The sequence below is a fragment of the Halomonas halophila genome (assembly GCF_030406665.1).
GTDB lineage: Bacteria > Pseudomonadota > Gammaproteobacteria > Pseudomonadales > Halomonadaceae > Halomonas > Halomonas halophila.
This window is the reverse complement of the sequence record NZ_CP129121.1, coordinates 2,966,720-2,978,261: the sequence shown is the minus strand read 5'-3', so window position 1 is coordinate 2,978,261 and position 11,542 is coordinate 2,966,720. Positions and strand designations below refer to the sequence as shown.

The following is an 11,542-nucleotide window of genomic DNA, read 5'->3' as shown; positions in this document are numbered from 1 at the left end:
TCACCGACCACGAATCAGGTCGCGGATCACCCGCCGCCCGGGATGCAGATGGTCGGCCAGCGGCGCCTCCAGCGGCAGCGGCTCGTCGCAGATGCGTGAAGCGATCAGCTCGGCGCACAGGGGCGCGCTTGCGAGCCCGCGGGAGCCGTGGGCGGCGCTGATCCACAGCCCCGGGTGATGGCGGCCGGGCGTCGCCGGGATCAGGGTGGCGTCCTTGGCCATGGCGGCATAGTCGTGACGCCAGGCCTCGGCGTCGGGCACCGGGCCGGCATAGGGCGACTTGTCGGGGCTGGCGGCGCGCACCGCGGCGCGCCCGTCCAGCGCTTCCGGCGAGAGATCGGCGCCGGCCTCGGCCAGTGCGGCGGCGTAGCCGGGCAGGGTGCGCTCGAGCTCCGCGAGGTTGAAGGCGTGATCGGCCTCGCGGGTCGTCGCGTCGGCGTCGTTGGGGGCGAAGCTGGCGCCGAAGGTCAGGGTGCCGTCGATCGGCGGCATGGCGTAGCCGCCGGCGCACACCACCCGCGCCGGTGCGGGGGCGCCTTCCGGCAGCGTCAGCCGCGAGATCTGCCCGCGCACCGGCTGCAGGGGCAGGGCGGAGGTCTGGGCGAAGCCGTTGGAGGCGCTGGCCGCGGCGATCACCACCTGATCGACCTCGAGCGTGTCGACTTCGTGGTTGGCGTCGTCGCCGCCTGACAGCGTCAGCCGCCAGCCGCCTTCCTCGTTTTCCCCCGCGATAGGCGAGAGCTCGCGCACCTCGCCCAGGTAAGCGCTCACTCCGTCGCTCGCCGCCAGCCGGCGGCACAGCGCATCCGGACGCACCCAGCCGGCCAGTGGGTAGTCGAGCCCGCCGTGGGACAAGCCGAGCCCGCCGAGGGGCAGGTCGAGTCCGGCGAGCCGGGCGGCTTCCTCGGCGTCGACGCCGCGCACCACGCTCGCCGGCAGCGGATGGTTGGTGAGGAAGCGGGCCTGGCGGCGCACCTCGCGTTCGCCGGTGGCCATCTGCAGCACGCCGCCGGGCGACCACAGCGTCTGCTCCGGGTCCAGCGCCTCGAGCCAGCGACGGGCATACAGCAGCCCGGCCAGGTAGGTGCGGCTCTGCGGGTTGGTGTCGGCGGCGAGCTTCACGTAGAGCGCGCCCTGGGCGTTGCCGGAGGCGCCGGCGCCGGGCTCGTCGCGGTCGATCAGCGTCACCGCCACGCCGCGACGGGCCAGGGCGGCGGCCACGGTGGTGCCGGCCAGACCGGCGCCGATCACCGCCACGCGGCGGGCTGTTTGTACCGCGGGAGGTGTGAACCAGGGCGTGGACCGGCGGCGTTCGTCCGCCGGGGGCGTCTCGATCTCGCCGGCCAGCATCTCGCGCTTGCGGCCGAAGCCCGGCACCTTGCGCCAGGCGAAGCCGGCGGCCCTGAGGCCGCGCTTGACCACCCCGGCGCAGGTGAAGGTGGCGAAGGTGGCGCCCGGGCGCGAGCGTGCGGCCATGGCGGCGAACAGCGCGTCGTGCCACATCTCGGGATTCTTGGAGGGCGCGAAGCCGTCGAGGAACCAGGCGTCCACGGCGCCGTCGAGCAGCGCCAGGCGCTCGGTGGTGTCGCCGAAGTGCAGGTCCAGGGTCACGCGCTCGTCGAGCCACAGGCGATGCACGCCGGCCACCGGCTCCGGCCATTGGGCCACCAGCGCGGCGGCACGCTCGGCCAGGTCCGGCCAGGCCGCCAGCGCCCGGGCCAGGTCGTCGCGGGCGAGCGGAAACTTCTCGGTGGAGACCAGGTGCAGCCGGGCGCCGGCCGGGGCGTGAGCGTCGAAGCAGGCCCAGGCGCAGAGCATGTTGAGTCCGGTGCCGAAGCCGGTCTCGCCGATGACGAAGGGGCGCGGCGCCTGCCAGTCGCGGAAGCGCTCGGGCAGGCGGTTGGCGGCGAGGAACACGTGTTCGGTCTCGGCGCGGCCGTCGTGGCGCGAGAAATAGACGTCGTCGAAGGCGCTGGAGTGGGGGGCGCTTTCGCCGCTGTCGTCCTGGCGCCAGTCGAGGCGGGCGCTCTCCAGGCCGGCCAGCGGCGGCAGATGATCGGGGGCGGCGGTCAAGATCGGCTCCGGACGTGAATCGGCTGGTCAAAAAATGATCGATTTCGCCGCGGCGCCTTTGCGACCGGGCTGGCGCCAGGACTCCGCGGCGTTTCAACAATGTTATCCACAGGAACTGTGGGGAAACCCCTTGTTGACAAGTGGCTTCGCGGCCGTTTTCGAGGGACGCAAAAAACGAGCCGGCGACAGCTGCCGCCGGCTCGCTTCGTGGAGAAGGCGGTTCGGCCTAGGGCAGGGCTTTCTTGAAGGGCTTCACCGTCACCTGGGCGTAGACACCGGCGATGATGTAGGGATCGGCGTCGGCCCAGGCCTGGGCGCTTTCCAGGTCGTCGAACTCGGCGACCACCAGGCTGCCGCTGAAGCCGGCTTCGCCCGGGTCTTCGCTGTCCACGGCGGGATGGGGACCGGCCAGCACCAGGCGGCCCTCGTCGCGCAGCTGCTCGAGGCGAGCCAGATGATCGGGGCGGGCGGCCAGGCGCCGTTCCAGGCTGTCGTTCACATCTTCACTGATGATGGCGTAGAGCATCTCGGAATATCCTCGGCTGAGCGGCTCGCGCCGCGGGAGCGAGTGGCTCGGTTGACCAGGGTGGGTCGGGCGAGCACCATGGGTGTCTATTCTGTCAAAGACACCTGCCCGCGTCATGCCGAACCCCGCACTTCCCGCGCGCTTCGAGGGAAGCGATGCCCTCACCATCGATCTGCACATGCATTCCACTGCCTCGGACGGCGCCCTGTCGCCCACCGATCTGGTGGCGCTGTGCGTCGAGCGCGGCCTCACCCATATCGCCCTGAGCGACCACGATACCGTGGCCGGCGTGGAGGAGGCGGTGAGTGCCGGCGCGGACGCGGGGCTGGCCGTGCTGCCGGCCACCGAGCTCTCGACCCAGTGGCGCGGCATCAACCTGCACGTGGTGGGGCTGCTGCCCGAGGGCGCCAGCGGCGCGCTGGCCGACGGGCTCGTCGCCCAGGCCGAGGCCCGGGAGCGGCGGGCGGTGACCATCGCCGAGCGCATGGAGAAGATCGGCCTCGACGACGCCCTGGCCCGGGCCCGCGAGCAGGCCGGCTCTGACCGCCCACTGGGCCGGCCGGACTTCGCCAAGGCCCTGGTCGCGGCGGGCCTGGTGCCGGACATGTCCACCGCGTTTTCCAAGCACCTGGGCAACGGCAAGGCCGGCGACATCAAGGCGCTGTGGCCGCATCTGGCCGAGGGCGTGCGCTGGATCCTCGAGTCCGGCGGGGTGGCGGTGCTGGCGCATCCGCTGCGCCACAAGCTGACGCGGCGCAAGCGCGGCCTGCTGCTGGACGATTTCCGCGAGGCCGGCGGCCGCGCCGCCGAGCTGATCAGCGGCTTCCAGAACGCCGACGTCACCCGCGACCTGGCCCGCCAGCTGCACGAGCGCGATCTGATGGCCTCGCTGGGCAGCGACTTCCACTTTCCCGGCGGCCACCTGGCCCCGGGCAGCATGAGCCCGACGCCGCGCACCTCGGTGGCGCCGGTCTGGACCCATCCGCGGCTGGCGGCCTGGATCGACCGAGCGGCGGCCGCCGCCTGATCCGCCGTTTCACTCGTCCGACGTTCACAAGAACAGGGAGCGCCCATGAGCCAGTTCTTTCAGGTCCACCCGGACAACCCGCAGAAGCGCCTCATCGACCAGGCGGTCGAGATCATCCGCAAGGGCGGCGTGATCGCCTACCCGACCGATTCCGGCTACGCCCTGGGCTGCCACCTGGGCGACAAGAAGGCCGTCGAGCGCATCAAGTGGTTGCGTTCGCTGGACGACAAGCACAACTTCACCCTGGTGTGCTCCGACCTTTCGGAGATCGGCACCTACGCCAAGGTCGACAACGCCGTGTTCCGGCTGCTCAAGGCCCACACGCCGGGACCCTATACCTTCATCCTGAATGCCACCACCGAGGTGCCGCGACTGCTGCTGCATCCCAAGCGGCGTTCGATCGGCGTGCGGGTGCCCGACCATGACATCACCCGGGCGCTGCTCGACACTCTCGGCGAGCCGCTGATGAGCGTGACCCTGATCCCCGAGGGCGAGGAGCTGCCGATGACGGATGCCGAGGAGATTCGCGATCGCTTCGGATCGCATCTGTCGCTGGTGATCGACGGCGGCGCCTGCCACCTGGAGCCGACCAGCGTGATCGACCTGCGCGAGCTGCCGCCCACCGTGGTACGCGAGGGCCGCGGCGACGTCGCTCCCTTCCAGGACTGACCTTCCAGGACAGAGCAAGCCTCTCTTCCGCTTTCGTACCGGCTCGGCCTTCTGGTCGAGCCGGTTTTTTTATGGCTGCCGGCGCTCGGGCCGGGGTGGCAGTGGCGCCTTCCAGTGTTATTTGAACAGTCGATTAAAATAAAATATGATCGAATCGATTTTCTTCAATAACAAGGCGTAATCGGGTGCGAGTCGATGTCGTATCCGAGCGCGCCGATCACAAGGAGAACACCATGCCGATGTCCGCTTACCGCCGTGCCGGCGGTGTCGCCGCCCTGGCCGGTCTCATGGCCCTGCCACTGGCCGCGCCGGCCGTCGCCGACGATTCCATGGTCTGTGCCCAGGCCGCCTATGCGATGGGCCTGCGTTACCAGCAGCAGTCGGCCGAGGTCGCCGCGCTGCAGCGCCAGGGCTTCGCGCTCGCCCGCTATCGGCTGGAGGATCGGCTCGAGGCGCTGGGTGAGGGTGTCGCACCGGCCATCATCACCGACCTCGACGAGACGGTGCTGGACAACAGCGCCCTGCTGGCTCGTGACATGGCCGAATGTCACGACTACACCACCTGGGACACCTGGAAGCACTGGGAGCGGGAGGGCGAGCCGCGCCTGATCCCCGGCGCCAAGGCCTTCCTGGACTACGCCGACGAGCACGGCGTGGCCATCTACTACGTCTCCGACCGCTACCAGGAGAACGAGGCCGACACCATCGCCACCCTGGAGACCCTGGACCTGCCGCAGGTCTCCGAGGACAGCGTCATGCTGCTGGGCCCGCCCAAGGCCGAGCGCCGCGCCAAGGTGGAAGAGGGTCACACCCTGGTGATGCAGCTCGGGGACTCGCTGCACGACTTCTCCGGCGCGTTCGCCGATGCCGATCTCGCCGGTCAGCACGCTCTCGTCGAGCAGAACGCCGAGCGTTTCGGCCAGGACTGGATCGTGTTCCCCAACGCCGGTTATGGCGACTGGAGCGAGGCCGAGCTGGACGCCTGGGACGCGCCGCTAGAGACCGAGTGAGTCGACCGCTTCGAGAACGCGCCCGCGAGACGCCTCGGGATCACTCCCGGGGCGTTTTTTCGTCCGTGGGCGAGTCGTCTGAAGGTTCGTTGCTCGAGGATCGGTCGTTCGAGGCTTCGCGCGGGTCGGGCGTCTCCTCGTCCAGCCAGGTGCCGCACTTGAGACAGTAGCGGGCGTTCTTCTCGTGGCGGTCATGGCCGCAGCCGGGGCAGGCTTCTTCCGAGTAGCGGTCGGCGCGGATCGAGCGGATCACCTCGGCGGAGAACACCCCGGTAGGCACGGCGATGATCGAGTAGCCGATCAGCATCACCATCACCGAGATCGCCTGGCCCAGCGGCGTCACCGGGGTGATGTCGCCGTAGCCCACCGTGGTCAGGGTCACCACGGCCCAGTAGATGGCGGTCGGAATGCTGGTGAAGCCGGCCTCGGCGGGCTCGATCAGATACATCAGCGAGGCGAAGATGGTCACCAGCATGAACACGGTGAACAGGAACAGGAAGATCTGGTGGCTGCTGCGCACCAGGGCGCCGATCAGCAGCCGCCCTTCGCCGACGAACTCCATCAGCCTCAGCACCCGGAAGATGCGCAGGGTGCGCAGCAGGCGGACCACCACCAGCGACTGGGCGCCGGGCACCACCAGTGCCAGCCAGGTGGGCAGGATGGCGATCAGGTCGATGACGCCGTAGAAGCTCTTGAGGTAGTGCCAGGGGCGTTCCAGGCAGTAGAGCCGGATCGCCAGCTCGGCGGTGAACAGCAGCGTGAAGCCCCATTCGAACAGCCGGAATCCCTCGCCATGGGCGTCTTCCAGTTGGGGCACGCTCTCCAGCATCACCACCAGCACGCTGGCCAGGATGGCACCGATCAGCGCGATGTCGAAGCCCTTGGCCAGCGGCGTGTCGGACTCGAAGATGATCTGGAAGACCCGGGTGCGCAGGTCGCCCGCGGCGGGTTTGAAGCGATCGTGATTCACGGCGTTCCCTCGTGCTGTTCACCCGTGACGGGCGGCGTCCCTGCCCGGGCGTTCAGCCCAGCGCGACCGCGTCGGGCAGGTGGCGTGACAGGGCGAGCAGCGTCCGGCCGGTGTCGGCGTTCAGCCAGTCGTCGTGCCTCAGGGCCTCGGCCAGCCGGCGGGCCATCGGCTCGACGTCGGCGTGCCGTTCGGCCAGCTGCAGGAAGGCCTCGCGGGCAGCCTCACGGAAGGCGGCGTCGCCGGTGTCGGCGTGGGCGTCGAGGGCCACCACGGCGCGATGCAGCCAAGCGGGGGCCGAGCCGCCGTCGGGCAGCGTCCAGCGTCCGGCGAGCAGGGCGGCGCCTCGGGCGGCCTTGCTGGTGTCCGAGGGGCGCAGCGGCACGCGCTCGGCCAGGGCTTCGGCCAGTTCGATCAGGGTGGCGGGATCGCCGTCCTTGAGTTCGAGCTCCAGCTCGCGGATCGGGACGCTGTGCGCGTCGCTTTCGATCTCGCCGAGGTCCAGGGCGATCTCGATGGCGGTGCCGTCCTGTTCCCACCACCAGATCTCGCGGGCGAAGTCGGTGGCGAAGCGCGGCCTGAGCTCGCCCAGCACGCCTTCACCGAGGGCTTCGATCGGCGGGAGGTCGGCCAGCCGGCCGAGGTCGAGGCCCGGGCCCATCACCTCCCACTCCCACTCGCCGCGGGTGGAAAGGCCGCCGCTGCCCTGGCCGCTGGTCTTCAGCGTCTGCAGCAGCCGGCCATCGGCGTGACGCAGGCGCAGCGCCATGCGTTCGCTCTCCAGCCGACCGTCAGGAGTGTCGAAGTAGGTGTTGCCCAGCTGGGTGGTGCGCGGTTCGAGGCCGGCGAGCCGGGGATGCCGGCGCAGCGCTTCCGGGCCCGCGGGGGCCAGGGCGAGCTTGAATTCGATCTCTTTTGCCATGGGAAAGGCCGCCTTGTTTCATGTTCGTGAAGATTAGATGATTTTCTCATGACGACAGCCCGGGCAGTCACTATACTGACGCCGCCATTTCCAAGTGCCCAGATGCCCCCATGGTGACATCCAATCCCTTCTCCGCGATGTTCGGTCGCTCGCCATTCCAGCCGCTGCTGGCTCATATCGTCAAGGTCAGCGACTGCGCGGAAGCCCTGCCGCCGTTCTTCGAGGCAACACTCACGGGAGACTGGCAGGAAGCCGCCCGACAGCGTGAGTCGATCACTCGACTCGAGCACGAGGCCGACGAGCTCAAGACCGAGCTGCGCCTCAATCTGCCCAACACCATGTTCCTGCCGGTGTCGCGCTCCGATCTGCTGGACCTGATCAGCGTCCAGGACCAGATCGCCAACAAGGCGCGCGACATCACCGGGATCATGCTCGGTCGCAGCATGCAGGTGCCCGACGAGCTCGCCCAACCGATGCGCGACTACATCCGCACCTCGGTGTCCTGTGTCGCTCAGGCCCGCGTCGCCCTGGAAGAGCTCAAGGACCTGCTCGAATCCGGGTTCGGTCGCAACGTGTCCGACGTGATGCAGACGCTGATCCGCGAGCTGCACACCCTGGAACAGAAGACCGACGAACAGCAGGTCGCCATCCGTCGCCAGCTGTTCGCCCTCGAGAGCGAGATGCCCCCGGTGGACGTGATGTTCCTCTACAAGATCATCGACTGGGTCGGTGAGCTGTCCGATCGCGCCGAACGCGTCGGCAGCCGCCTTCAGATCATGACGGCCAACTGAGCGGGACTCTCCCGCAGCGATAACCGCCACCTTCTGACCCGATACAAGGTTTCCGTCCTATGTCGATCATCGCGCAATACGGCGACATCTTCATCCTCCTCGCCTGTGCCTTCGGTTTCTTCATGGCCTGGGGTGTCGGTGCCAACGACGTGGCCAATGCCATGGGCACCTCCGTCGGCTCCAAGGCCGTCACCATCAAGCAGGCGATCATCATCGCCGTGATCTTCGAGTTCCTCGGCGCCTGGCTGGCCGGGGGCGAGGTCACCAACACCATCCGCAAGGGCATCATCGATCCGACCCTGCTCGCGGATGAGCCGCAGCTGCTGGTCTACGGCATGCTGGCCTCGCTGCTGGCCGCCGCGACCTGGCTGCTGATCGCCTCGATGCGGGGCTGGCCGGTCTCCACCACCCACTCCATCGTCGGTGCCATCGTGGGCTTCGGCGCCGCCGGCCTGGGCGTCTCCACCGTGGACTGGGGCGGCGTCGGCAAGATCGCCGCCAGCTGGGTGGTCTCGCCGCTGATGTCCGGCACCATCGCCTTCATGCTGTTCAAGTCGGTCCAGCACCTGATCTTCGAGAACCGCGATCCCTTCGCGGCGGCCAAGCGCTACGTGCCGATGTACGTCTTCCTGGTCGGCTTCATCGTCGCCATGGTCACCTTCACCAAGGGGCTGAAGCACGTCGGCCTCGAGGTCGGCTTCGGTGAGAGCCTGCTCTATTCGATCGTGATCGGCATCGGTGTGATGCTGCTCGGTGGCCTGCTCGAGCGCCGCGTGGGCGCCGAGAAGCGCCAGGGCGACGCCTTCGGCTACGACGGCGTGGAGCGCGTGTTCGGCGTGCTGATGCTGTTCACCGCCTGTGCCATGGCCTTCGCCCACGGCTCCAACGACGTGGCCAATGCCGTCGGTCCGCTGGCCGCGGTGATGACCGTCGTGCAGAGCGGCGGTCAGGTTGGCGGGGAAGCGCTGGTGCCGTGGTGGGTGCTGGTGCTCGGCGGCGGCGGCATCGTCGTCGGCCTGGTGACCTACGGCCACAAGGTGATCGTCACCGTCGGCACCGGCATCACCGAGCTGACCCCGAGCCGCGGTTTCGCCGCCACGCTCGCGGCCGCCACCACCGTGGTGCTGGCCTCCGGCACCGGCCTGCCGATCTCCACCACCCAGACCCTGGTGGGCGCGGTGCTGGGCGTGGGCCTGGCCCGCGGCATGGCGGCGCTCAACCTGCGCGTGATCGGCACCATCGTGATGTCCTGGCTGATCACCCTGCCGGCCGGCGCCATCCTGGCGATCATGTTTTTCTTCATGTTCAAGGGCATGTTCGGCTAAGCGCCGAGCGCCGAGCGCCGAGCGCCGAGCGCCGAGCGCCGAGCGACAAGAAACCCCGAAGGTCAGGCCTTCGGGGTTTTCTTTTGCTCCTGGCGATCTCACGCTGAAGCTTGCAGCTTGCAGCTTGCAGCTTGCAGCTTGCAGCTTGCAGCTTGCAGCTTGCAGCTTGCAGCTTGCAGCTTGCAGCTTGCAGCTTGCAGCTTGCAGCTTGCCGGTGCCGCCGTTTTTTTGCGTCTGGTATAGTCAAGGCTCTCATTTCCCTTCATCTGCTGCCGGAGCGCGGCCCTTGGACACTCGTTTTCCCTTCGTCGACTGGTTCCGCAATTCCTCGCCGTATATCAACGCGCACCGAGGATGTACCTTCGTCATCCTGATCGAGGGCGAGGCCGTGGCGCAGGGTCGAGGCGAGCAGCTGATCCAGGACCTGGCGCTGCTGCATACCCTGGGCGTGCGTCTGGTGGTAGTGCTGGGCATCCGCCCCCAGGTGGAGCGGGCCCTGAACGAGGACGGCATCACGCCCCGCCGCCACGGCGGACGCTGGGTGGCCGACGAGGCGATCATGGCCCGGGTCGAGCGGGTGGCGGCCGAGCAGCGACTGTGGCTGGAGTCGCGGCTGTCGCTGGGGCTGCCCAACACGCCGCTGCACGGCGTCGAGATGACGGTGGTCTCGGGCAACCTGGTGATGGCCAAGCCGCTGGGTGTGCGCGACGGTATCGATTTCGACCGCAGCGGCGAGGTGCGTGGCGTCCGCGACGAGGCGATCCGCGGCCTGCTGGATCGGCGTTCGCTGGTGCTGCTGCCGCCGCTGGGCTACTCCAGCACCGGCGAGGTCTTCGACCTGGACGCCGCCGAGGTCGCGCGCCATACCGCCACGGCCTTGTCCGCCGACAAGCTGATCCTGCTCGGCGAGGCCTGCGGCCTGTGCGACGACAGCGGCCAGCTGCGTCGGCAGCTGGCGCCGCTGGAGGCCGAGCCGGAGTTGGCCGCCGCCGACCCCGGCAGCGAGATGGCCCGCCACCTGGGCGCCGCCGTCGGTGCCGCTCGCCACGGGGTGGCCCGCACCCACCTGCTATCGTGGCAGGACCACGACGCCCTGCTCGGCGAGCTGTTCACCCGCGATGGCGTGGGCACCATGATCACCCAGCATCGCTACGAGCAGTTGCGTCGCGCCGGGATCGACGACATCGGCGGCCTGCTGGAGCTGCTCGAGCCGCTGGAGCGTCGTGGGATGCTGGTGCCGCGTTCCCGGGAGCGCCTGGAGTATGAAATCGACGACTATGTCGTCATCGAACGCGACGGCATGGTCATCGGCTGCGCCGCGCTGCATGCCTTTCCCGACGCCCGGATGGGCGAGCTGGCCTGCGTCGCCGTGCACGGCGACTATCGCGGCGGCGCCCGTGGCGACCTGCTGCTCGGCGAGGTGGAGCGTCAGGCCCGGTCGCGCGGGCTCGATGCGCTGTTCGCGCTGACCACCCATACCGCCCACTGGTTCTTCGAACACGGTTTCGGCCTGGCCGACGTCGACGATCTTCCTCCCCTCAAGCGGGAGGCCTACAACCAGGCCCGGCGCTCCAAGATCCTGATAAAGCCCCTCGAATGAACGCTTATCTCGCCTTGGTGTCGCTTCTCGCCATCACGCCGATGACGCGATGTCGCCGATTGGAGACTCTGTAAAGCCCTGTTTAAACAGGGGTTTTTATTTTTTCGGAGAAAGGTGTCTCCAATTGGCAACGAAAATGGCGAGCTGAAGCCCGTTTATCAGTAGGCGTTGGCGCGTGCCAACGTTTTGGTTTTTTTAAGTTATTGATTTTATAGTGTTGTTTTTGGTTCTGGCACGAGGATCGCAATACTCATGGGGAGCAAGCGGGAAGCGGTTCAAACGGCTCGAACCGCTTCCCGGTCGCCAAGAGGCAGCTGACGACACTGCCCTGTGCCCCTGGCCTCTCGGCGACCAACGTCTGCTCCAGCGATGTGTGACTTTAGGTTGCGATGAGACGGTACCGACGACCTCGTCATGGACGGGTACCGAGAGGGCAAGGATGCCCTGGCAAGGATGCCTCTCCCCCGCGAGGGGGACCAATTGCACGGCCACGCCCCGGCGGGGCCGTCAGAGGAAGCGAGACGGTGAGCCGTCTCAGGAATCCCACCCTGACTGAAAGGGGATTCCGCCGCTTCATGGGCCCTCGGGCCCCGGGTAAACGATCGAGCGGCGCCAGCGGCGTCATCGAACGC

The 11,542-nt window shown here is 68.4% G+C and carries 10 protein-coding genes; 6 read left to right on the top strand and 4 right to left on the bottom strand.

Going from position 1 to position 11,542, the window contains the following annotated elements:
* Positions 1-2,073 carry a bifunctional tRNA (5-methylaminomethyl-2-thiouridine)(34)-methyltransferase MnmD/FAD-dependent 5-carboxymethylaminomethyl-2-thiouridine(34) oxidoreductase MnmC gene (gene mnmC, locus QWG60_RS14010; RefSeq protein WP_146909262.1) on the bottom strand — a complete coding sequence of 691 codons (2,073 nt, stop codon included), beginning with the start codon at positions 2,071-2,073 and terminating at the stop codon, positions 1-3.
* 226 nt (positions 2,074-2,299) lie between these two features.
* Positions 2,300-2,599 carry a YciI family protein gene (locus tag QWG60_RS14005; protein WP_035598333.1) on the bottom strand — a complete coding sequence of 100 codons (300 nt, stop codon included), beginning with the start codon at positions 2,597-2,599 and terminating at the stop codon, positions 2,300-2,302.
* A gap of 115 nt (positions 2,600-2,714) precedes the next feature.
* Here QWG60_RS14005 and QWG60_RS14000 point away from each other — a divergent pair, with 115 nt between their 5' ends.
* From QWG60_RS14000 to QWG60_RS13990, 3 genes are all read left to right on the top strand, one after another.
* On the top strand, positions 2,715-3,626 hold the full coding sequence (locus QWG60_RS14000) for a PHP domain-containing protein (protein ID WP_146909260.1): 912 nt from the start codon (positions 2,715-2,717) through the stop codon (positions 3,624-3,626).
* Between the two features lie 45 nt (positions 3,627-3,671).
* Positions 3,672-4,295: an L-threonylcarbamoyladenylate synthase gene (locus tag QWG60_RS13995; protein WP_035598338.1), complete on the top strand. Its 624-nt coding sequence runs from the start codon at positions 3,672-3,674 to the stop codon at positions 4,293-4,295.
* Positions 4,296-4,528: 233 nt separating this feature from the next.
* A complete protein-coding gene (locus QWG60_RS13990; RefSeq protein WP_046078299.1) occupies positions 4,529-5,305 on the top strand; it encodes a 5'-nucleotidase, lipoprotein e(P4) family in 777 nt (258 codons plus the stop codon).
* Between the two features lie 40 nt (positions 5,306-5,345).
* On the opposite strand, the gene QWG60_RS13985 is transcribed toward QWG60_RS13990, so the two are convergent.
* Positions 5,346-6,275, bottom strand: a complete 930-nt coding sequence (locus QWG60_RS13985) for an ion transporter (protein ID WP_146909258.1) — start codon at positions 6,273-6,275, stop codon at positions 5,346-5,348.
* 52 nt (positions 6,276-6,327) lie between these two features.
* On the bottom strand, positions 6,328-7,194 hold the full coding sequence (locus tag QWG60_RS13980) for a CYTH domain-containing protein (RefSeq protein WP_046078297.1): 867 nt from the start codon (positions 7,192-7,194) through the stop codon (positions 6,328-6,330).
* A 110-nt stretch (positions 7,195-7,304) separates the two neighbouring features.
* On the opposite strand from QWG60_RS13980, the gene QWG60_RS13975 reads away from it, so the two are divergent.
* The 3 genes from QWG60_RS13975 (at position 7,305) to argA (ending at position 10,910) form a co-directional block, all read left to right on the top strand.
* Entirely contained in the window at positions 7,305-7,985 is a 681-nt protein-coding gene (locus QWG60_RS13975; RefSeq protein ID WP_035598343.1) for a TIGR00153 family protein, read from the top strand.
* 59 nt (positions 7,986-8,044) lie between these two features.
* Positions 8,045-9,310, top strand: a complete 1,266-nt coding sequence (locus QWG60_RS13970) for an inorganic phosphate transporter (protein WP_046078296.1) — start codon at positions 8,045-8,047, stop codon at positions 9,308-9,310.
* 286 nt (positions 9,311-9,596) lie between these two features.
* Entirely contained in the window at positions 9,597-10,910 is a 1,314-nt protein-coding gene (gene argA, locus QWG60_RS13965; RefSeq protein ID WP_146908568.1) for an amino-acid N-acetyltransferase, read from the top strand.
* The last annotated feature ends 632 nt before the right edge of the window (positions 10,911-11,542 follow it).

Excerpts from the sequence above, each read along its gene's own strand:
- QWG60_RS14005 (WP_035598333.1), bottom strand. The coding sequence starts at position 2,599 with ATGCTCTACGCCATCATCAGTGAAGATGTGAACGACAGCCTGGAACGG.
- QWG60_RS14000 (WP_146909260.1), top strand. The coding sequence starts at position 2,715 with ATGCCGAACCCCGCACTTCCCGCGCGCTTCGAGGGAAGCGATGCCCTC.
- QWG60_RS13995 (WP_035598338.1), top strand. The coding sequence starts at position 3,672 with ATGAGCCAGTTCTTTCAGGTCCACCCGGACAACCCGCAGAAGCGCCTC.
- QWG60_RS13990 (WP_046078299.1), top strand. The coding sequence starts at position 4,529 with ATGCCGATGTCCGCTTACCGCCGTGCCGGCGGTGTCGCCGCCCTGGCC.
- QWG60_RS13980 (WP_046078297.1), bottom strand. The coding sequence starts at position 7,194 with ATGGCAAAAGAGATCGAATTCAAGCTCGCCCTGGCCCCCGCGGGCCCG.
- QWG60_RS13975 (WP_035598343.1), top strand. The coding sequence starts at position 7,305 with ATGGTGACATCCAATCCCTTCTCCGCGATGTTCGGTCGCTCGCCATTC.
- QWG60_RS13970 (WP_046078296.1), top strand. The coding sequence starts at position 8,045 with ATGTCGATCATCGCGCAATACGGCGACATCTTCATCCTCCTCGCCTGT.